This is a genomic window from Streptomyces sp. NPDC032198 (assembly GCF_040636975.1).
Taxonomy (GTDB): domain Bacteria; phylum Actinomycetota; class Actinomycetes; order Streptomycetales; family Streptomycetaceae; genus Streptomyces.
On the sequence record NZ_JBEZVL010000005.1, the window covers coordinates 559,579 to 579,099 of the forward strand.

A 19,521-nucleotide genomic window follows, 5' to 3' on the forward strand; every position below is an offset into this window, starting at 1 on the left:
GGCATGACGTCTCCCGCTCTTCCCGACGCCCGCGCCCTGCTCGCCGAATTCCCGGTGGTCGACGGCCACAACGACCTGCCCTGGGCCCTGCGCGAGAAGGCCGGTTACGACATCGACCGCCTCGACATCGCGGCCGACCAGACGGGCCACCTCCACACCGACATCGCACGCCTGCGGGCGGGCGGGGTCGGTGCGCAGTTCTGGTCGGTGTACGTCCGCACGGACCTGACGGGCGACGCGGCGGTGAGCGCGACGCTCGAACAGATCGACTGCGTCGACCAGTTGATCACGCGCTACCCCGCGGACCTGCGGCGCGCGCTGACGGCGGCCGACATGGAGGAGGCGCGGGCCGAGGGCCGCATCGCGTCCCTGATGGGCGCCGAGGGCGGCCACTCCATCAACAACTCCCTGGCGACACTGCGGGCGTTGCACGCGCTCGGCGTCCGCTACATGACGCTGACGCACAACGACAACATCGCGTGGGCGGACTCGGCGACGGACGAGCCGGGGGTCGGCGGGCTCTCTCCGTTCGGCCACGAGGTCGTACGCGAGATGAACCGCAGCGGCATGCTCGTGGACCTCTCCCACGTGGCGGCGACGACGATGCGGGCGGCCCTGGACACCTCCGTGGCGCCGGTGATCTTCTCGCACTCCTCGGCGCGCGCGGTGTGCGACCACCCGCGCAACATCCCGGACGACGTCCTGGAGCGCCTGCCCGCCAACGGCGGCGTCGCGATGGCCACCTTCGTGCCGAAGTTCGTTCTCCAGGCGGCGGTCGACTGGACGGCGGCGGCCGACGAGAACATGCGGGCGCACGGCTTCCACCACCTGGACACGAAACCGGAAGCGATGAAGGTACACGCGGCCTTCGAGAAGTCGACCCCGCGCCCGGTCGCCACGGCGGCGACGGTCGCCGACCACCTCGACCACATGCGCGAGGTGGTGGGCATCGACCACATCGGCATCGGCGGTGACTACGACGGCACGGCGTTCACCCCGGACGGCCTCGACGACGTCGCGGGCTACCCGAACCTGATCGCGGAGCTCCTGACCCGCGGCTGGTCGAAGGCGGACCTGGCCAAGCTGACGTGGCAGAACGCGGTCCGCGTGCTCGGTGCGGCGGAGGACGTGGCACGTGACGTGCGGTCCCGGCGCGGTCCGTCGAACGCGACGCTCCAGCAGCTGGACGGCTGAGGGCGTACGGACGGAAGGGCGGGGGCGGCCGACCGGCCGCCCCCGCCCTTCGCGTGTCTCAGCTCACGAGCCCCCGCGCGAACCGCAGCGAGCGTTTGAAGACCTCGTCCACCACGTCGTCGGGCGCGCCGTGCCAGCCGTGGTCGGCGCCCGGCACCGTACGCAGCTCCACCGGCGCGCCCACCTCCCGCAGCCGCGTGGCGAGCGCCTCGCTGTGCGTGGCCGGGACCATCGTGTCCTGCTCGCCGTGGACCAGGAGGAAGGGCGGGGCGTCACGGTGCACCCGCGCGACGGGGCTGGCCGCACGGGCCCGCTCGGGCACGGTGGCGGGGGCGGCGCCCAGCAGCAGGGCCTCCGGGGTCGTGGCGCTGTGCGGGTCGAACGGGCCGCGGGGGACGGTCAGGTCGCTCGGGGCGTACCAGATGACGGCGCCGGTGGCCGGGGCCGCGGGGTCGAGCGCCAGCAGCGAGGCCAGGTGCCCGCCCGCGGACTCGCCCCACACCACGGTCCGCGCGGTGTCGACGCCGAGCTCCGGCGCACGCAGCTCAAGCCAGCGCAGCGCGGCGCGCAGGTCGTCCAGCGGGGCGGGGAAGAGGGCCTCGCCGCTGAGCCGGTAGTCGGCGCAGGCCACCGCGAGGCCTGCCGCGGCGATGCGGGCGAACGGCCCCGGGTTCCAGTGCCGGGTCCGCAGGCCCATGTCGTCACGGCGTCCGCGCCGCCAGGCGCCGCCGTGCACGAAGAGGACGAGCGGGGCGGGCCCGTGTCCGGCCTCCGGCAGCCAGAGGTCGAGCTCCAGCGGACGGCCGCCGTCGACCTCGCCGTACGGGACGCCGCGAAGGACCCGCGGGGCCGGTGCCGGGAGCGGCGCGACGTCCGGGTGGGGAGCGGCGATCAGCGACCGCAGCTGTTCGCTCACCGGGTGCGCCACTGGTGCTCGGGCAGGAAGCGCACGTCGTACTGCTCGGGGACAGTGGCGAACTTGTCGGGCGTGGGCACGACGGGCTCACGCGGCAGGCCGAGCCCTTCGGCGGGCGCCCCGAGGGTCTCGAAGAACCGCTCGAAGGTGCCGCCAGGCCCCGCGGCGACGCCCACGACCTGGCTGTGATGGCGCTCCATGCGGTAGGCGTGCGGGCAGTTCTTCGGTACGAAGCCGAAGTCGCCGGGGGTGAGGAGCTTCTCCTGCTGCTCGCCCTCCAGGTCCTCGACGAACAGGCGGACGGCGCCCTGGGTGACGTAGAAGACCTCGTACGTGTCGGGGTGCAGGTGGGCCGGGATGACGTTGCCCTTGGGGCCCTCGACGGTGAAGAAGTTGAAGGCGTTCTCGGTCTGCTCGCCGCCCGCGTAGATGGTGATCAGGTCGCCGAACAGATGGGCGCGGTCGCCCTCGCCCTTCTCGATGACGTAGGGCTTGCCCGGCTCGGCGGGGATGCGTGAGGAGCGCCGGTGGCGGGTGGCGTACTCGATGGTCATGGCTCTCCCGGGGGATGGCTGAGTGAGGGGGCTGAAGGAATGTCAGGCAGCCTGACATATCGCGTCCGCGACGGGCAAGCGCCGGCCCCGAACCCATAGGCTCACGGCATGCACGCCACCGGCCGCAACCTCCCGCAACTGCTCGGCGACGCCCGCCGCTGGTTCGAGGACGCGCTCCTCGCGGCCCTGGAGGAGGCGGGGGAGGCCCCGGTGTCCCCGACGCAGGCGGGCCTCTTCGCCGTCCTGGACGCGGAGGGCACCACCGTGTCCGAGCTGGCCCGCCGGATGGGCGTCACCCGGCAGACCGCCCACCAGGCGGTGCACGGCCTGGTCGCCGCGGGCCTGCTCGAACAGGTCCCCGACCCCTCCTCCGCGCGGCAGCGACTGATCCGCCGGACCGAGGAGGGTGCGCGCACGCACCGCAGGGCGGAGCTGGTCCTGCGCCGCGTCGAGCAGGAGCTCGCCGACCGCATCGGCGAGCGGACCGTGCTCGCGCTGCGGGCGGCGCTGGAACTCCCGTGGGGCAGCCCGCCGGTCCTCGCCCCGCCCAAGGGCTGATGCCAAAGCGCTGATGCCCCCGGAAAACGCGAATCGCCCTCCCCCTGTGACAGGGAGAGGGCGACGGATACCGCGCCGGGTTACGGCAGGTTGCGGGCCATGACGATCCGCTGCACTTGATTCGTGCCTTCGTAAATCTGCGTGATCTTCGCGTCGCGCATCATCCGCTCGACGGGGTAGTCACGGGTGTAGCCGTAGCCGCCGAGCAGCTGGACGGCGTCCGTGGTGACCTCCATCGCGACGTCCGACGCGAAGCACTTGGCCGCCGCGCCCGCGAAGGTCAGGTCGCTGTCGCCGCGCTCCGACTTGGCCGCCGCCGCGTACGTCAGCTGACGGGCCGCCTCGATCTTCATCGCCATGTCCGCGAGCATGAACTGGATGCCCTGGAAGTCGGCGATCGGCTTGCCGAACTGCTTGCGCTCCTTGACATAGCCCTTGGCGTAGTCGAGGGCGCCCTGCGCGATGCCGAGCGCCTGGGCCGCGATCGTGATGCGGGTGTGGTCCAGGGTCTTCATCGCCGTGGCGAAGCCCGTGCCCTCCTCGCCGATCATGCGGTCGGCGGGGATGCGAACGTTGTCGAAGTAGACCTCGCGGGTCGGCGAACCCTTGATGCCGAGCTTCTTCTCCGGGGCGCCGAAGGAGACGCCCTCGTCCGACTTCTCCACGACGAAGGCGGAGATGCCCTTCGAGCGCTTGGTCGGGTCGGTCACGGCCATCACCGTGTAGTACTCGGAGACGCCCGCGTTCGTGATCCAGCGCTTCACGCCGTTGAGGACCCAGAAGTCCCCGTCACGGACGGCCTTCGTCTTCATGCCCGCCGCGTCCGAACCGGCGTCCGGCTCGGAGAGGCAGTACGAGAACATGCCCTCGCCCTTGGCGAGCGGCGTCATGTACTTCTTCTTCAGCTCCTCGGACCCGGAGAGGATCACGGGGAGCGAGCCCAGCTTGTTCACGGCCGGGATGAGCGAGGACGAGGCACAGGCGCGGGCCACTTCCTCGATCACGATGACCGTGGCGAGCGCGTCGGCGCCCGTGCCGCCGTAGCTCTCCGGTACGTGCACGGCGTGCAGGTCGGAGGCGACGAGGGCGTCGAGCGCCTCCTGCGGGAAGCGGGCCTCCTCGTCCACCGCCGCGGCGAACGGCGCGATCTTCGCCTCGGAGAGCGAACGGATCGCGTCGCGGAGCATGTCGTGCTCCTCGGACGGGCGGTACAGGTCGAAATCAGCCGATCCGGCCAAGGTCTCTCACGCTCCAAGGATGCTAATTACCGTTAAGTAACCCAAATTTTAGAGGGCGGCCGACGCGAGGGATACGTGAGCTTGCCGACAGCGGCTCGCAGGCGGGCCCCGGTCGGGTGCCGATGGCGGAAACGTGCCCGCTCAAGGGCCCGACTATGCTCGGGCACCGCACTGACGGCCGTAGACCCCTGGAGCACCGCATGGCCCTCAAGATCACCGTGATCGGCACCGGGTACCTCGGTGCGACGCACGCCGCGGCCATGGCCGAGCTCGGTTTCGAGGTGCTCGGCCTCGACGTCGTGCCCGAGAAGATCGAGATGCTGCAGCGGGGCGAGGTCCCGATGTACGAGCCCGGTCTTGAGGAGCTGCTGCGCAAGCACGTCGCCGGGATCGAGGGCTCCAGTGGCCGGCTGCGCTTCACGATGGACTTCGCCGAGGTCGCGGCCTTCGGTGACGTGCACTTCGTCTGCGTGAACACCCCGCAGAAGCACGGCGAGTACGCCTGCGACATGAGCTACGTCGACAGTGCCTTCGCTCAGCTCGCCCCGCACCTGACGAAGCCCGCGCTCGTCGTCGGCAAGTCGACCGTGCCGGTCGGCTCGGCGGAGCGGCTCGCGCGCGAGCTCGCCGCCGCGGCTCCGGCGGGCGCCGAGGCCGAGCTGGCCTGGAACCCGGAGTTCCTGCGGGAGGGCTTCGCCGTCAAGGACACGCTGCACCCGGACCGCATCGTCGTCGGCGTCCGCAGCGCGCACGCGGAGAAGCTGCTCCGCGAGGTGTACGCGGGTCCGGTCGGCGAGGGCTCGCCGTTCGTCGTGACGGACTTCCCGACCTCCGAGCTGGTGAAGACCGCCGCCAACTCCTTCCTCGCCACGAAGATCTCGTTCATCAACGCGATGGCCGAGGTGTGCGAGGCCGCGGGCGGTGACGTCGTGAAGCTGGCCGAGGCGCTCGGCTACGACGACCGCATCGGCAAGAAGTTCCTGCGGGCCGGTATCGGCTTCGGCGGCGGCTGCCTGCCCAAGGACATCCGGGCGTTCATGGCGCGGGCCGGGGAGCTGGGCGCCGACCAGGCGCTGACGTTCCTGCGGGAGATCGACTCCATCAACATGCGGCGGCGCGGGCAGATGGTGGAGATGGCGCGCGAGGCGCTCGGCGGCGGGTCCTTCCTGGGCAAGCGGGTCGCGGTCCTCGGTGCGACGTTCAAGCCGGACTCGGACGACGTCAGGGACTCGCCCGCGCTGAACGTCGCCGGGCAGATCCACCTCCAGGGCGGCCAGGTCACCGTGTACGACCCGAAGGGGATGGCGAACGCGGGCAGGCTCTTCCCGACGCTCGCGTACGCGGAGACGGCCGTGGACGCCGTCCGGGGCGCGGACGTGGTCCTGCACCTCACGGAGTGGCGCGAGTTCCGCGAGCTCGACCCGGCGGTGCTCGGCGAGGTGGCATCGAACCGGCTCATCCTGGACGGCCGCAACGCGCTCGACCCCACGGTGTGGCGGGCGGCCGGGTGGACCTACCGGGCGATGGGGCGGCCTTCGGCCTGAGGGCCCGCAGTGTCCGCATCCCCGACCGCACCCTTTCGTGCCCGGTAGGCCCGCATCTTGGCGCGGGCCCCGCACACCCCCATGTCGCACCACCGGCTGCGCCCGGCGGGGCTGCGGTCGTAGTACGCCCAGTGGCAGTCCGGGGCCTCGCACGCCTTGAGGCGGCACCAGGTGCCCGAGGCCCTCGCCTCCGCGATGGCCGCGGCCACCCGGGAGGCGAGGGCCTCCGGCTCCGCCGGGACCAGTGACGCCGAGCCGTCCTCCTCGGAAACCCTCACCAGCAGCGGCGCCCCCGCCAGGAGCCGGGAGAGCGCGGGCGCCGTGGTGTGCGGGCCGTGGCCCGCGTGCGCGAGGCATGCCGCCCGCAGTGACTCCCGCAGTTCCCGCGCCGCCGCCACCTCCGGGCCCGGCGCGAGGTGGAAGGGCGCGCGTCCCTCCGACGTGTCCAGCGCGTCCGCGCCCGACTCCAGGTTCAGGGTGTTCACCAGCGCCTGGACCAGTGCGAGACCTCCCGGAGCGGGTGCTCTGTCATTCATGCTTGCGACGTTACTTCCAGTGCGGGAGTATGCAGTAACCGTTACCCATAGCGGTGGAGTACTGGTAACCGCACAGGATTGAGGAGAAGGCCATGCCCCTCGCCGGACTCGGCGTCGTCGTGCTCGACTGTCCCGACCCCCTCGCGCTCGCCACCTTCTACGCGGCCGTCGTCGGCGGCACCCCCAAGGACGACGGGAAAGGCTGGGTGGACCTCGAAGTCCCCGGCGGCACACCGCTCGCGTTCCAGGCGGCACCCGGTCACGTACCGCCGCAGTGGCCCGGGGCCGCGCACTCGCAGCAGTTCCACCTGGACCTCGAAGTGGACCGGGCGCAGCTCGACGCCGTCGAGAAGGAGGTGCTCGCGCTCGGCGCCACCGCGCTCGACACGGAGGACCGCGAGCGCAGCTTCCGTGTGTACGCCGACCCGGCCGGGCACCCGTTCTGTCTCTGCGCCTGCTGAAGAAAGGAACACCCGTGGCACCCGTCGGACGCCTGCGCAACGTCGTGCTCGACTGCGAGGACCCCCGCCAACTCGGCACGTTCTACCGTCACTTGATCGGCGGTGAGCTCGAGATCGAGGCCGAGGAGGAAGAGGGGGACTGGGTCGTTCTCACCGTGCCGGGCGGTCCGCGCCTCTGTTTCCAGGCCGCCCCCGGCCACCGCCCGCCCGACTGGCCGCACGCGGAGTCCGGCTCCCAGCAGGCCCACCTCGACCTCGACGTGGGCCCGGCCGTCCAGGACATCGAGCGTGCCGAGGAGCGCGTGCTCGCCCTGGGCGCCAAGCCGCTCGACGTCGACGACGACAACGGCGAGCGCGACTTCCGTGTCTACGCCGATCCGGCAGGGCACCCCTTCTGCCTCTGCCGGATCGGCGCGGACTGAGCGGCGTCGGGTCTCAGGCCGTCGCCCGCTGCTGACGTCGCCTGTCCCGTGCCGCCCGCGCCGTGAAGTCCGCACCGCGCAGCACCCGTTGGACGTTGCCCCACGTCAGGCGGGCGAGGTCGTCGTCGGACCAGTCGCGTGCGACGAGCTCGGCGATCAGGTGCGGATAGCGCGAGGTGTCGGCCAGACCGTCGGGGTGCGCGGCCGGGGTGTCATACGTCCCCGAGAGGCCCACGCACTCCGGGCCCGCGAGGCGGCGTACGTGATCGAGGTGGTCCGCGACCTCGCCGATCGAGGAACCCGTCTGCTCGGCCGCCAGGGGCACCAGACACAGGCCCTTGGCGGCGCCGAGCGCGGTGAGCAGGCCGTCCGGGAGGTTGTCCGGGGCGTCCCGCAGCGCGCGGGCCCCCGAGCGGCTGAACAGGACCGGAGCCTTGGAGACGGCGAGCACCCGGTGCGCGGTGGCTTCGGACGCGCCGGAGAGCTCGGCGAGCACCCCGAGGCGGTTCAGCTCGCGCACCACCTCCTCGCCGAACGGGGTCAGCCCCTGCGGGCCCGCCCATGACGTACCGGTGAGCGTGAGCGAGCACAGGCCGAGGGCGTGCAGGGCGCGCAGCGTGGCGAGCGAGTCGCCGAGCGCCTGCGCGCGAGCCGGGCCGATCAGGACGGCGATGCGGCCGCAGTGGCGGGCGTCGGCCACCTCGGACGCCGTGCGGGTCAGGCGCAGCCCCTCGGAGTGGCCGTCGACGACGTGCTTGACGAGGTCGAGCTGTTCGAGGGTCGCGCCGAGCACGCGGTCACCGGTGACGCTGTCCGGCACGTGCACGGACCAGAACTGGGCCCCCACGCCGCCGGCCCGCAGCCGGGGCACGTCGGCGTCCACGGCGCTGTCGCCGAGCTCCAGGTCGTACCAGGGCAGTCCGCGCAGCGCCCAGGGCAGTCCGCTGCAGCCGTCGGCGACGGGATGCGCGGCGAGCAGCGATCGGGCGTGCCGGAGCGGGTCGGGCGCGGGCGGCTCCGGTCCGGGCTCGGATATGGGCGGGGGCTCGGGGGACCGCTCGGGGGACCGGTCGAGATCTCCGGCTTCGGCGGTGGTGTCGAGTGCGGCCTGCAGTTCTGCCATGGAGGTGCTCCGGACTTCAGGGTGGGTCCGGTCCACCGTGACACGCGGGAGGCGCGGCTTCACGGCGGGCGAAGCGTTCGGGGGACGAGGCCGTGACGGCGGCACGCGAAGGGCCCCGCCGATCCGCCGGCGGGGCCCCTTCGAGGTGTTCGGGAGACGGGTCAGCCGCCCGAGACGGTGACCTTCTCGTCGTTGTTCAGCTCGGACACCATCTGCTTGACCTTGGCCTTGTCCCACAGGAGGTTGCCGCCGGTGGAGCCCGCGAGCGGCATGTTCATGGACTTGCCGTCGCCGCCGGTGACGCCCTTCATCGCCCAGAACATGGACGCCACGTCGAACAGGCCCATGTCCTTGTCGACGACCAGCGTGTCAAGGCCTGCGCCCATCGTGGGGTAGAGCTTGAACGGGTTGAGGACCGTGCCCGGCGTGGCCGCCTGGTTGGCCAGGGCCGCGAGGAACTTCTGCTGGTTCTTCGTGCGGTCCAGGTCGCTGCCCGGCAGGGCGTAGCGCGTACGGACGAAGGCCAGGGCCTGCTTGCCGTCGAGGGTCTGCTTGCCCGCCTCGAAGTCGGCGCCGGACTTCTCGTCCTTGAAGCCCTTGGGGATGTCCATCTCGACGCCGCCGACCGCATCCACGATCTTGGCGAAGCCGCCGAAGCCGATCTCGGCGTAGTGGTCGATCCTCAGGCCGGTGTTGTACTCGACGGTGCGGACGAGCAGCTCGGGGCCGTCCTCCGCGTACGCCGCGTTGAGCTTCGTCTGGCGGCCCTGGTTCGGGTAGAGCTTGCCGGACTCGGCGCCCTTGAAGGAGGGGATCGTCACGTTCGAGTCGCGGGGCAGCGAGATCATCGTGTTCCCGCCGTCGTCCGCGACGTGCAGGATCATCATCGAGTCGGTGCGCTTGCCCGCGGCGGAGCCCGTGTGGAGGTCCTTCTTGTCCTGGTCGGACATGCCCTCGCGGCTGTCGGAGCCGACGATCAGGTAGTTCGTGCCGTCGCCGCCGTCGGGGCGCTCGATGACCTTGGAGAGGTCCACCTCGCGCTTGAGCTTGGAGTCGGCCCAGAAATACGTGCCGATGGAGACGGCGAGCAGCACCACGACCAGGGTGATCGAGCCGATCTTGATGCGGCGGCGCCAGTTCGGGGCGGGACGGGGCGCGCGGGTGCCGTAGCCGTCGCCACCGCCGCCCTGGCCCTGACCGGGCCCGTTCGGGGCGCCGCCGTAGACCTGCCCGGTGTTGTAGCCGCTGTCGTAGCCGTCCTGGCGGGCGTTCCGGGGCTCGAACATGTCGTCGCGCGCGTCGCCGTACGGCTGGCCGTACCCGTCGTCGTACGCGGGCTGCTGCGGCACCCCGGCCTGCTGCTGGCCCGGTCGGCCGGGCTGGCCGCCGCGCTGGACATGCCGCATCCTGCGGGCGCCCTCAGGCTGCGCGCTCCCGCTGCCACGGCCGTATCCCCGGCCGTTGCCCTGGTCGTCAGGCCAATCGCTCATGTGGCTCAGTCTGCCGTCTCCACCTACGTGCCTCACAGGGCAGACGTGATTTCGGTTCAGGGCTGTTGCAGAGCTGATGCAAAGCGACCGGGCGCTGCCGTGTCCTGCGTCAGACATAGGGTGGAGCCCATGACAGACCTGGCCCCTGGCACGGAATCGGAGATTCCGGGCAAGCCGACCTCGGCATCCCGCACGACTCTCAGCCACATCATGACCCACGCCGACACCAACCTCCTCGGGACGGTGCACGGCGGTGTGATCATGAAACTGGTGGACGACGCGGCGGGGGCGGTCGCGGGACGGCACTCCGGCGGGCCCGCGGTCACCGCGTCCATGGACGAGATGGCCTTCCTGGAGCCGGTGCGGGTCGGTGACCTCGTCCATGTGAAGGCGCAGGTGAACTGGACGGGCCGCAGCTCCATGGAGGTCGGCGTCCGGGTCCTGGCCGAGCGCTGGAACGAGTCGACGCCCGCGCAGCAGGTGGGCTCGGCCTACCTCGTCTTCGCCGCCGTCGACGCGGACGGCAAGCCGCGGGGCGTGCCCCCGGTGCTCCCGGAGACCGAGCGGGACCGCCGCCGGTACCAGGAGGCCCAGATCCGGCGCACGCACCGCCTCGCGCGGCGCCGGGCCATCAAGGAGCTGCGGCAGGCACGCGCCGCCGAGGGCCTCGACGACTGACTGAGGGCCGGACGCGGGCGCGTCCGCCGAAGCCCTGCCGCCCAGGTCACGCGTTCTGCTGGCACACCACCTGGTCGCCGGTCAGAGCCCCGAACTCGCCCTGGTAGGCGTCCTCCGCCCGCACCGGCCTGACCCGCTTGAAGTCCTGGCCCACGTACACCTTCAGGGTCGCGCCCTGGCCCTTCACCGGCCGCATCAGGCTGCCCGGCAGCGCCGTCGACAGGGACTTCGCCGAGCGGTCCCAGCGCGGGTCGTACGCGACGACCGTGCGCTTCAGCGGATTGCCCGGCAGATTCCCCGGGGCCCGCGACGTACGGAAGCCGGTGGCCCGCAGAGCGCTGTCGGCCCGCTTGCCCAGGCCCGGCAGCCCCGTGGCGTTGTCGACCTGCACCCGGATCTGCTGCGGCGACACGTCGACGATGGTCTTGCGCCCGGTGTTGTGCGCGGCCAGCGGACGGTCGTCGCGCAGCGCCTGGAAGAGCTTCGCGGACCTCGCCGGGTCCCACTTCAGCGTCGACCCGATGCCCGGCACCAGTACGCCCTTGCTGCGCAGCGGCACGGTGGTGAACTCCGACGACTTCGGCGAGAAGCCGCGCATCGCCCGCCCCAGGGCGAGCATCTCGTTCGTGCCGAAGCCCCGGTCGGCCCGCACCGAGCCGAGCAGCGTCCTGGACACGTCGCGGAACTTGAGCGGGTTGAGCAGCACTCCGCTGCCGGTCGCCTTCGAGATCAGCGCCGCCAGGAACCGCTGCTGGCGCTGCATCCGCCCCAGGTCCGACGTGCCGTCGACGTGCCGCGTGCGGACGTACTGGAGCGCGGCGCCGCCGTTCAGCCGGTGCGTGCCGACGGACAGGTTGAGCCCGGTGTAGGAGTCCCGCAGCGGGCGGGTCGTGCAGATCTCCACGCCGCCGACCACGTCCACGGTCTTCATGAAGCTGGTGAAGTCGACCTCCAGATAGTGGTCGATCTTGACCTTCGTCATGTTCTCGACGGTCCGCACGGTGAGGTTGGGGCCGCCCTCCGCGTACGCCGCGTTCAGCTTGACCGGATGCGGCCTGTGCTTGTCGCCGGAGTTCCGGTCGACGTGCTCGGGCATCTCGGCGTAGCTGTCCCGGGGCAGGCTCACGACGCTGGCGCGGTCCCGGTCCTCCGAGAGGTGCACGATCATGACCGTGTCCGTGCAGTGGCAGGGCGCACCGCCGAGGCGGTACTTCTGCTTCTCCGCCTTGGTGATCTTGTCCCGGCCGTCGGTGCCGACGAGCAGGACGTTCATGCCGTTGCCGCCCTTGGGCCGGTTCTTCATGTCCTTGAAGGCGTCCACCCGGCTGATCTCCGTGTCGAGACTGGTGACGACCCCGTGCCCGATCCCGGCCGCCGCCAGCACCGTCACCGAGAACGTGATCGCCACCCGCATCGCCCACCGTGGCCGCCTGCGCTGCTTGACCGGCCGTCCCGCCGACTGCTGCGCGGGCTGCCTCGCACGAGGCGGGCGCGGGCCGTGCGGGGGCGGGGTGGGGTAGCGGCGGGGCGGTGTGGGCACGTGGGGGGACACCTCCGCGGTGAGACGGACTTGCCGGGCGGCCAGGGGGACTCGTGATGGGCCGGGGGACGCGAGAACCGTAGGCCCATACGATCTGCGACCCGGGGCAGCAGGCCGGGCGGCGCGCGCCCGTGTCCCCCATTCGCGGTAACGTGGCGCCGATGAACGCGACGCCCGACGAGCAGCTTCCTGCCGTATCCGTGATCATGCCGGTGCTCAACGAGGAACGGCACCTCCGTGCTGCCGTCTCCGCGATCCTCGAGCAGGAGTACGACGGTGAGATGGAGGTCGTCGTCGCGCTGGGTCCCTCCACGGACCGCACGAACGAGATCGCCGCCGAGCTCGTCGCCGAGACGGCGGGCCACCGCGCGAGGGTGCAGACCGTCCCGAACCCCACGGGCCGCACGCCCGCGGCCCTGAACGCCGCGATCAAGGCCTCCGGCCACCCGATCGTGGTGCGCGTGGACGGCCACGGCATCCTGTCGCCCGGCTACATCGCGACGGCCGTACGCCTCCTGGAGGAGACCGGCGCGCAGAACGTCGGCGGCATCATGCACGCCGAGGGCGAGAACGACTGGGAGCACGCCGTCGCCGCCGCCATGACGTCGAAGATCGGCGTCGGCAACGCGGCCTTCCACACCGGCGGCGAGGCCCAGCAGGCGGAGACCGTCTACCTCGGCGTCTTCCGCCGCGAGGCCCTCGAACAGCAGGGCGGCTACAACGAGGAGTTCATCCGCGCCCAGGACTGGGAGCTGAACTTCCGCATCCGTGAGGCGGGCGGCCTCATCTGGTTCTCGCCCGAGCTGAAGGTGCAGTACCGCCCGCGGCCGAGCGTGAAGGCGCTCGCCAAGCAGTACAAGGACTACGGCCGCTGGCGGCACGTCGTCGCCCGCTACCACGAGGGCTCCATCAACCTGCGCTACCTCGCGCCGCCGGCCGCGGTCTGCGCGATCGCGGCGGGCATCGTCGTGGGCGCCCTGGTCACGCCCTGGGGCTTCGTCGTCCCCGCCGGCTACCTCGCGGCGATCACCGCGGGCTCACTGCCCGCGGGCAAGGGCCTGCCGCTGAAGGCACGCCTCCAGATCCCGGTGGCCCTCGCGACCATGCACATGTCGTGGGGCTGGGGCTTCCTGACCAGCCCGCGCTCGCTGGCCAAGAAGGTCATCGCCTCCCGCCGCCCGGCTGTACTCAGCGAGGCCTGAGAGCAGGACCGAGAACGACCGGAGGCCCGGCCCACCACCTGGTGGGCCGGGCCTCCGCACATCCGGGCGGACCTCACTTCCAGGTGAACTGCGGGTCCACGTGCATGCACGCCTTCTTGTCCGAGCCGTTGAGCGCCTCGGCCGAGTCCGGCGTCTTGTCGCTCTGCTTCGACTTGGGGGGCGTGTTCCCCTCCCGCCAGTCGGCGCCGACGACCAGGGTCACCCCGGAGACGTCCGTCGACTTCTTCACCGAACTCAGCTTCATCCCGAGGGACTTGGCGACCCGCTGGGCGTCGCCCTCCAGGTCGGCGCTGGGGAACCTGATGACGGTCTTGTCCTGCGCGAGAGCCGTCGTCGTGTCCGCCGAGGCCTTGCTGAAGCCCTTCCCGGCGAGGATCTGCGTGACGGCGCTCGCGCGCCCGCTGACCGGCGGCTCGACGTCCGTACGGGTGCCGTTCTGCACCTGCACGGCGATCTCCTCGTCAGCCGCCGCCGGATCGTCCGAGAGCTTCTCCTTGGCGGGCTTCTTCTTGCCCTTGCCGTCCAGTGAGATGTCGTCGCGCACGAGGCGGAAGAGCTGCTCGGCGTCGCCCGGCTTGGGGATCACGCGCGCGCCCACGTACTCGTACGGCATGGTCGTCATCGTGGTCCGGTCCGGCGAGACCTTCTTGAGCTCGTTGCTGAGGTCGTAGAGCTTCTTCACGGTGCCCAGGCCGTCGTCCACCTTGAGCGCGCTGGTGGCCGTCTCGGCGAGCCTGCGCAGCTTGTTGGGGCTGCTCAGGTTGGCGTTGTTCCGCAGCTCGCGCACCAGCGAGTTCATGTACATGTGCTGGGCCTTGGCCCGGCTGATGTCGGTGCCGCCGTCGAAGCCGTAGCGGGTGCGCAGCCACTGCAGGGCCTGCTTGCCCTTGATGTCCGTGGTGCCCTTCCTCAGCTTCAGGCCGGAGCCGTGGCCCTGGCTGTCGCGCGAGTGGATGTTGGCGTCCACACAGACCGGTACGCCGCCGATGGCGTCCGCCATGGAGACCACACCCGAGAAATCGACCTCCATGAAGTGATCGATGTGGATGTCGGTGAGCTTCTCCCAGGTGGCGACCGTGCAGCCGGGGCCGCCGCGGCCGAGCGTCTGGTTCGTCATCGTCCGCTGCGTCGACGCCTCGTACACCTTGCCGTCGTCCGGGTCGGTGCACTTGGGGATGGAGAGCAGGGTGTCGCGCGGCATGCTGACGACCGACATGTTCGTGCGGTCGGCCGACAGGTGCAGCAGCATCTGGACGTCGGCGAGCGGTGTGCCCCCGAAGGTCTCCTTGGCGCCGCCGAGCTTCTGGTTCTCCTTGGAGTCCCGCGCGTCCGAACCGATCAGAAGAATGTTCAGCGGGGTCTGGCCCGCCGCGTTCGGCGTGGGCTCGGGGGCCCGGTGCTCGCCGAGGTTCAGGTCGTCGGTCTGCAGATTGTTGTTCAGATGCCGGTACCAGAGATACCCGGCGCCGGCCGTGCCGAGGATCAGTACCGACAGGATCGTCGCCGACCAGCGGAGTATCCGCCGTCTTGGACGCGGTGCACGCCCGCCACCACCCCCACGGCCACGCCTGCGGTGCCCGCCGCTCGCCGAGGGCTCCCCTCCCTCGTGCGGCGGGCCTCCTTCCAGGCCAAGATCACTGGCGTGCGGGACGCGTTGTCGCGCCCCCTCCCCACGCACGCTGCTCTTCCCCATCCCCTGCCCCTCCCGCGCTACCCCGAAATACGGCCATCCTGCGCCCAGTTAGACGCAGAATGGCCGCCTGAGGTCACTTGGCGCACACAGTCTTGTCCGCTTCGACCTTGTCGATGTCCTTAGGAGCCTTCGAGGAGCCGCTGATCGGTACCCCGGCCCCCTTGAAGTCACTGCCGAGCGTCAGCTTGATGGCGGGGAGCCCCTGCGAGTTCTTCTCGCTCTTGCCGGGCTTCATCGCGGAGCCGGAGAGCCCCATGACGTCGGCGAGCCGCCGGGCCTGGTCGGCCTGGTCGGGCGCGTACTCCAACGTCGTCTTCTTGAGGTCGGACGGCGCGTTGCCGAGCTGGCTCGCCTTGGACATGCCCTCAGTGTTCTGCAAGTACGTGAGAGTTGTCTGAGCGGCGCCGGTCTTCCCGCTGCCGTTGTAGATGTTCACCCGGACCTCGGAGGAGTCGGACTTGCTGCCCTTGAGTCGGGCGGCGATCGCCGACTTCTCCTTCTTCTCCTTCTTCTTCACCTCGGTCAGCGACGTGTCGGCGCGCATCAGGGAGAAGAGCTGCTCGGCCTTGCCCTCGTTCGGGACGACCGTCGTGTGGACCTTCTCCGCCGGGTTGTCGACGACGGGCACGGTCGTGAAGCTGAGGTTCTTCACGTCGAGCTTGCCCAACTCCATGCCCAGGTCACGGAGTTTCATTATGTCCGCGATCTTGGAGTCGACGGTGAGCGCCTCGGTGCCCGCCTCGGCCAGCTTTATCATCTTCGACGGGCTGGTCAGCGTGTCGTTCGACTTGAGCTTGCGCATCAGCGAGCTGAGGAACTGCTGCTGGAGCTCGATGCGGCTCAAGTCGCCGCCGGTGCCCACGGAGTGCCGCGTGCGGACGAACGCCAGGGCGTCCTCGCCCTCGATCGTGTGCTTGCCCTTGGGCAGGTTCAGATGCGAGTCCGGGTCGTCGATGTCCTTGGCGAGGCACACGTCCACGCCGCCGACCGCGCTGGAGAGCGTCTTCACCGCGTTGAAGTCGGCCACCATGAAGTGGTCGGGGACGATGCCGGTGAGCTTCGTGACCGTACGCATCGTGCAGCTCGGAGTGCGCTCGTTCTGGCCGAGGCTCTCGTTGAAGCGCACGCCCTGCGAACCGGCGATGGTCTTCTTGCTGCCGTCCTTCATCGTGGTCGGGCAGTCCGGAATGTCCGTGATCATGTCGCGCGGGATGCTCAGCGCGGTGGCGTTCGTGCGGTCCTTGGAGACATGCAGCAGGATCGTCGTGTCGGCGTGGCCGAGGCTTCCCTTGTCGCCGTACTTCTCGTTGCCCTTGCCGCTGCGCTTGTCCGTGCCCATCACCAGGATGTTGATGGCGCGGTCCTTGCTGAAGCCGCCGGTGCCCGCGCCGTCGTCGTCGATGGACGTGATGTTGTCGTTGAGGTGCTGGTAATAGACATATCCACCGACACCGACCGCGACCAGGACGAGGGCCAGCGAGCCGCCCGTCCACATCAGGGCCTTCTTGCCCTTGGACTTCTTGGGCTTCTGCTTGCGCCGGCCGCTCGCCGCCTCCGGCTGCGGAGCCCGGCGCCTGCGCTGCGGCGGCACATCGCGCTGCTCGTCACGGTGCCCGTCGCGCCGGCCATCGCGGCCGCGCGTTCCCTGACGTGGCGAGGACCGCGTGGATCTACGGGGTCCAGGCACTGCCGACTGCCCTGCGGAAGGGCTCAGTCGCAGTTCGTAATCACCGGTGTCCGGGTTGAGCACCCACTGGTCTGCGGGGTCGATGTTCTCCGCCCGCCCACGGCCTTGCGCGTCCACGGTTGTCTGCGTCCTCCGTCGGGGCCACGCGGCGCCATTCCCCCCTCAAGAAAGGCGCTCGGTCAGTCATCCAGCCGGTGCGCGGCCACGAAGGGCCCTGCGCACCGGATCGCTCACACTATCCGGCCAGTTCAGCGTCGAACGACGCCGGTGACACATTCCACTCCCATACAACTGGGCAATCCGCCCTATTTCTTTGTGCAGGTGGTCTTGCGCTTGAAGATGGCTTTACTCGCAGGTCGTTCCGGCGGCCGTGTTCCCGCGGAAAGTGGGAGCGGGGCTCGGCGTGCGGGAAGGGTCGTCGGGCTTCTCGTCACTCTCGTAGTCCCCGGAGCCGTCGTAGTCCTGTGAGTCGTCGTACTCACCGGTGTCCGCGTAGTCCTCGTCGCCCTCGGCCTGTTCGTTGCGGGGTGCGGGATCGGGCACCTGACGCGTCACTTGAAGGGGTGCGTCCGTTCGGAGCCGGGTGAAGAGTTCGGCCGCCGCGGGCTCGACGAGTTCATCCCGATTGGCGTCATAGACATACGACCGCCGGGGCACCGTGAGGAACTGCACCTGTTCTGTGGGGATGTTGCGCATGCCGCGCACCAGTTCGTACAAACCACGCAAACTCGCAAGTCCCGGGTCCGTCGTCAGCGAAGAAGTGGCCGCGTCGAGAACCGGATAGAGCTTCGCCGGATTGAGCAGGACGTCATTGCTCTGCACCTTGTTGACGAGTGCCGCGAGGAACTGCTGCTGGCGGTCCATCCGGTCGGTGTCACTGCCGTTGCCGATGCTCTTGCGGGCCCGCACATAACCGAGCGCCTGCTCGCCGTTGAGGGTCTGCCTGCCCGCCGCGATCTTCAGATGGGCGTCGGAGTCGTTGATCGGCCGCTTGAGGCAGACCTGTACGCCGTCGACCGCGTCGACCATGTCCTTGAACCCGGCGAAGTCCACGACCATGTGGTGGTCGACGCGGATCTTCGTCATCTTCTCGACCGTACGGATGGTGCAGGCCGTCCCGCCGAACTCGTAGGCCCAGTTGAACTGGGCGAACTGCGCCCGCGTCCGTGATCCGTCGGGCTTGCGGCAGCTGGGCAGGTCCACCATCACGTCGCGCGGGATGGACACCGCGGTCGCGCTGCGCCGGTCGGCCGCGAGGTGCAGCAGGATCGTGGTGTCCGAGCGCTGGGTGCCCCGGTCGCGGCCGTACTTCTTGTTGCCCCGCCCCGCCCGGGTGTCGGAGCCGATGAGCAGGATGTTCTGCGCGTCGTGCACCAGCGGTGTGGGGCGCTCCTTCTCATAGCGCGCCAGCTCCGCCGCGGCGTCGGTGTCCTTGGTGATGTTGCCGTCGAGCTTGTTGTAGACCGCCCAGCCGGCCCCCGCGGCGACCAGCACGAGCCCGGCGGCGCCCATCGCCGTCCAGCGCAGCCAGCGCCGCCTGCGCCGGGCGACGCCCGCACCCGTGGGGCTGGAGCCCGCGCCGGGTGCGTACGTGACCGGAGGCTCAGGCGGGGTGCCGTCCGGGTCCGGGCGCTCCGGTCCGGTGGGCATGCCTGCGGTGTCGGACACGTGTACGGCCACCCCTCATAGCGACGTCGGTGCATGGTGCGCTCTTACGACCATGGACCGACGTGACGCCGGGGGCCTCTGGGCCAGGGGCTGGGGTGGGCCGAACGGGGGACTGCGGGCTGGGGAGAGCGGGGCGGGGCTACTTGGCGGTGGCGGTGACCCGCTCGTCCTCGATCCGCTTCGCCAGAGCCGCCTCGGCGAGCTGGTCGAGGTGGCGGCAGAGCACCACGGAGCCGCCCGCCGCCAGCGAGGCGTACAGGCCGGAGCTCAGGCCCTCCCAGGTGTCGTACGACAGCCCGGACAGAAGCCGGGAGCCGGGCGCGAGCCCCAGCGCGGCGGCATCGGCGCGAGCCCGCTCCACCAGCTCCGCACCCGTCAGCTCGCCCGCGCCGCCGACGGCCACGGCGGGCTCGTCCGGGTCCACGGGCGCGTACGCCACGAAGCGGTCGGCCTGGCTGGGCACCTCGACCGCATAGTCCACGAAGCCCTCCGGGGTCTGCGGGAAGCGCCCGCCGAGCGGCCGGAGCGCGAGCGCGACCCGCTCCCCGGAGCAGGCCCGCGCCGCGTCCAGCGAGTCGGGCCCGCTGACGACGAGGTCGGCGCCGGCCGGGTCGCCGCCCACGTCCGCGACGACGCCGACGGACGAGCAGGCGAGCAGCCAGACCGCCGTCTGCCAGTGCGCGGGCAGCAGCAGCGCGAGCCGGTCGCCGGGCCCGGCGGCGAGATCGTCCTGGAGGAGGTTCGCGGTCTTGGCCACCCAATTGGCGAAGGTGGCCACGGACAATTCGACGCGCTCGCCCGTGGCGTCGTCGTAGAACGTGATGAGCGGGCGGCCCGGGTCCGCGGCGAGCGCGGATCGCAGCAGGTCGGCAGGGGTGCGGTCGGTGGCGTTCACGGGCGCAAGGGTACGCGCGTGCTCCGTTGCCCGGGGCGTGGCGGGGGAGCGCGGGCCACCGGTTCGGCGGATTCGAACCGACGGACCGTCAATTCCCCAAT

The 19,521-nt window shown here is 70.9% G+C and carries 18 protein-coding genes; 7 read left to right on the plus strand and 11 right to left on the minus strand.

Translation table 11 applies throughout. From position 1 onward, the window contains the following. Positions 1-3 precede the first annotated feature (3 nt). Positions 4-1,194: a dipeptidase gene (locus tag AB0E78_RS16540; protein ID WP_361832694.1), complete on the plus strand. Its 1,191-nt coding sequence runs from the start codon at positions 4-6 to the stop codon at positions 1,192-1,194. Positions 1,195-1,252: 58 nt separating this feature from the next. Here the strand turns inward: AB0E78_RS16540 and AB0E78_RS16545 are convergent, their stop codons facing one another. Then, positions 1,253-2,110 (minus strand): alpha/beta hydrolase, encoded by an 858-nt coding sequence (locus AB0E78_RS16545; protein ID WP_361832696.1) that lies wholly within the window; start codon positions 2,108-2,110, stop codon positions 1,253-1,255. Then, positions 2,107-2,664: a quercetin 2,3-dioxygenase gene (locus tag AB0E78_RS16550; protein WP_249589523.1), complete on the minus strand. Its 558-nt coding sequence runs from the start codon at positions 2,662-2,664 to the stop codon at positions 2,107-2,109. The genes AB0E78_RS16545 and AB0E78_RS16550 overlap by 4 nt, the downstream gene beginning before the upstream one ends. A 108-nt stretch (positions 2,665-2,772) precedes the next feature. On the opposite strand from AB0E78_RS16550, the gene AB0E78_RS16555 reads away from it, so the two are divergent. After that, a complete protein-coding gene (locus AB0E78_RS16555; RefSeq protein WP_361832698.1) occupies positions 2,773-3,222 on the plus strand; it encodes a MarR family transcriptional regulator in 450 nt (149 codons plus the stop codon). An 80-nt stretch (positions 3,223-3,302) separates the two neighbouring features. On the opposite strand, the gene AB0E78_RS16560 is transcribed toward AB0E78_RS16555, so the two are convergent. Beyond that, a complete protein-coding gene (locus tag AB0E78_RS16560; RefSeq protein ID WP_361832700.1) occupies positions 3,303-4,460 on the minus strand; it encodes an acyl-CoA dehydrogenase in 1,158 nt (385 codons plus the stop codon). A gap of 200 nt (positions 4,461-4,660) precedes the next feature. On the opposite strand from AB0E78_RS16560, the gene AB0E78_RS16565 reads away from it, so the two are divergent. Then, the gene (locus AB0E78_RS16565) at positions 4,661-6,004 is read left to right on the plus strand and encodes a UDP-glucose/GDP-mannose dehydrogenase family protein (protein ID WP_361832702.1); all 1,344 of its coding nucleotides are present in this window, start codon (positions 4,661-4,663) and stop codon (positions 6,002-6,004) included. Here AB0E78_RS16565 and AB0E78_RS16570 read toward each other — a convergent pair. Continuing rightward, positions 5,974-6,540, minus strand: a complete 567-nt coding sequence (locus tag AB0E78_RS16570; protein ID WP_361832704.1) for a CGNR zinc finger domain-containing protein — start codon at positions 6,538-6,540, stop codon at positions 5,974-5,976. The genes AB0E78_RS16565 and AB0E78_RS16570 overlap by 31 nt on opposite strands. 92 nt (positions 6,541-6,632) lie before the next feature. Between AB0E78_RS16570 and AB0E78_RS16575 the strand changes: the two genes are divergently transcribed. Both AB0E78_RS16575 and AB0E78_RS16580 read left to right on the plus strand, forming a co-directional pair. Continuing rightward, the gene (locus AB0E78_RS16575; protein ID WP_361832706.1) at positions 6,633-7,001 is read left to right on the plus strand and encodes a VOC family protein; all 369 of its coding nucleotides are present in this window, start codon (positions 6,633-6,635) and stop codon (positions 6,999-7,001) included. Between the two features lie 14 nt (positions 7,002-7,015). Beyond that, positions 7,016-7,423, plus strand: coding sequence for a VOC family protein (locus tag AB0E78_RS16580; protein ID WP_361832708.1), 408 nt, complete (start codon positions 7,016-7,018; stop codon positions 7,421-7,423). Positions 7,424-7,436: 13 nt separating this feature from the next. Here AB0E78_RS16580 and AB0E78_RS16585 read toward each other — a convergent pair whose 3' ends face one another. Continuing rightward, entirely contained in the window at positions 7,437-8,546 is a 1,110-nt protein-coding gene (locus AB0E78_RS16585) for a dipeptidase (RefSeq protein ID WP_361832710.1), read from the minus strand. Positions 8,547-8,707: 161 nt separating this feature from the next. Beyond that, the gene (locus AB0E78_RS16590) at positions 8,708-10,036 is read right to left on the minus strand and encodes an LCP family protein (RefSeq protein ID WP_361832712.1); all 1,329 of its coding nucleotides are present in this window, start codon (positions 10,034-10,036) and stop codon (positions 8,708-8,710) included. Between the two features lie 129 nt (positions 10,037-10,165). Between AB0E78_RS16590 and AB0E78_RS16595 the strand changes: the two genes are divergently transcribed. Further along, positions 10,166-10,714, plus strand: a complete 549-nt coding sequence (locus AB0E78_RS16595; RefSeq protein ID WP_361832714.1) for an acyl-CoA thioesterase — start codon at positions 10,166-10,168, stop codon at positions 10,712-10,714. A 46-nt stretch (positions 10,715-10,760) separates the two neighbouring features. On the opposite strand, the gene AB0E78_RS16600 is transcribed toward AB0E78_RS16595, so the two are convergent. Then, the gene (locus AB0E78_RS16600) at positions 10,761-12,254 is read right to left on the minus strand and encodes an LCP family protein (RefSeq protein WP_361832716.1); all 1,494 of its coding nucleotides are present in this window, start codon (positions 12,252-12,254) and stop codon (positions 10,761-10,763) included. A 161-nt stretch (positions 12,255-12,415) separates the two neighbouring features. Between AB0E78_RS16600 and AB0E78_RS16605 the strand changes: the two genes are divergently transcribed. After that, a complete protein-coding gene (locus AB0E78_RS16605; protein ID WP_361832718.1) occupies positions 12,416-13,456 on the plus strand; it encodes a glycosyltransferase family 2 protein in 1,041 nt (346 codons plus the stop codon). Between the two features lie 73 nt (positions 13,457-13,529). Here AB0E78_RS16605 and AB0E78_RS16610 read toward each other — a convergent pair whose 3' ends face one another. The 4 genes from AB0E78_RS16610 to AB0E78_RS16625 all read right to left on the minus strand — a co-directional run bounded on the left by AB0E78_RS16610 (position 13,530) and on the right by AB0E78_RS16625 (position 19,420). Beyond that, positions 13,530-15,170, minus strand: a complete 1,641-nt coding sequence (locus AB0E78_RS16610; protein WP_361832720.1) for an LCP family protein — start codon at positions 15,168-15,170, stop codon at positions 13,530-13,532. Between the two features lie 73 nt (positions 15,171-15,243). Next, a complete protein-coding gene (locus tag AB0E78_RS16615) occupies positions 15,244-16,974 on the minus strand; it encodes an LCP family protein (RefSeq protein ID WP_361832722.1) in 1,731 nt (576 codons plus the stop codon). A 228-nt stretch (positions 16,975-17,202) separates the two neighbouring features. Further along, positions 17,203-18,525, minus strand: a complete 1,323-nt coding sequence (locus tag AB0E78_RS16620; protein WP_361832723.1) for an LCP family protein — start codon at positions 18,523-18,525, stop codon at positions 17,203-17,205. A gap of 139 nt (positions 18,526-18,664) precedes the next feature. Further along, on the minus strand, positions 18,665-19,420 hold the full coding sequence (locus AB0E78_RS16625; protein WP_361832724.1) for a TIGR03089 family protein: 756 nt from the start codon (positions 19,418-19,420) through the stop codon (positions 18,665-18,667). Positions 19,421-19,521 lie beyond the last annotated feature (101 nt).

Bases quoted from the DNA above. Each gene is read 5' to 3' on its own strand.
- AB0E78_RS16540 (WP_361832694.1), top strand. From the start codon at position 4: ATGACGTCTCCCGCTCTTCCCGACGCCCGCGCCCTGCTCGCCGAATTC.
- AB0E78_RS16550 (WP_249589523.1), bottom strand. From the start codon at position 2,664: ATGACCATCGAGTACGCCACCCGCCACCGGCGCTCCTCACGCATCCCC.
- AB0E78_RS16555 (WP_361832698.1), top strand. From the start codon at position 2,773: ATGCACGCCACCGGCCGCAACCTCCCGCAACTGCTCGGCGACGCCCGC.
- AB0E78_RS16565 (WP_361832702.1), top strand. From the start codon at position 4,661: ATGGCCCTCAAGATCACCGTGATCGGCACCGGGTACCTCGGTGCGACG.
- AB0E78_RS16570 (WP_361832704.1), bottom strand. From the start codon at position 6,540: ATGAATGACAGAGCACCCGCTCCGGGAGGTCTCGCACTGGTCCAGGCG.
- AB0E78_RS16575 (WP_361832706.1), top strand. From the start codon at position 6,633: ATGCCCCTCGCCGGACTCGGCGTCGTCGTGCTCGACTGTCCCGACCCC.
- AB0E78_RS16585 (WP_361832710.1), bottom strand. From the start codon at position 8,546: ATGGCAGAACTGCAGGCCGCACTCGACACCACCGCCGAAGCCGGAGAT.
- AB0E78_RS16590 (WP_361832712.1), bottom strand. From the start codon at position 10,036: ATGAGCGATTGGCCTGACGACCAGGGCAACGGCCGGGGATACGGCCGT.
- AB0E78_RS16595 (WP_361832714.1), top strand. From the start codon at position 10,166: ATGACAGACCTGGCCCCTGGCACGGAATCGGAGATTCCGGGCAAGCCG.
- AB0E78_RS16605 (WP_361832718.1), top strand. From the start codon at position 12,416: ATGAACGCGACGCCCGACGAGCAGCTTCCTGCCGTATCCGTGATCATG.
- AB0E78_RS16610 (WP_361832720.1), bottom strand. From the start codon at position 15,170: ATGGGGAAGAGCAGCGTGCGTGGGGAGGGGGCGCGACAACGCGTCCCG.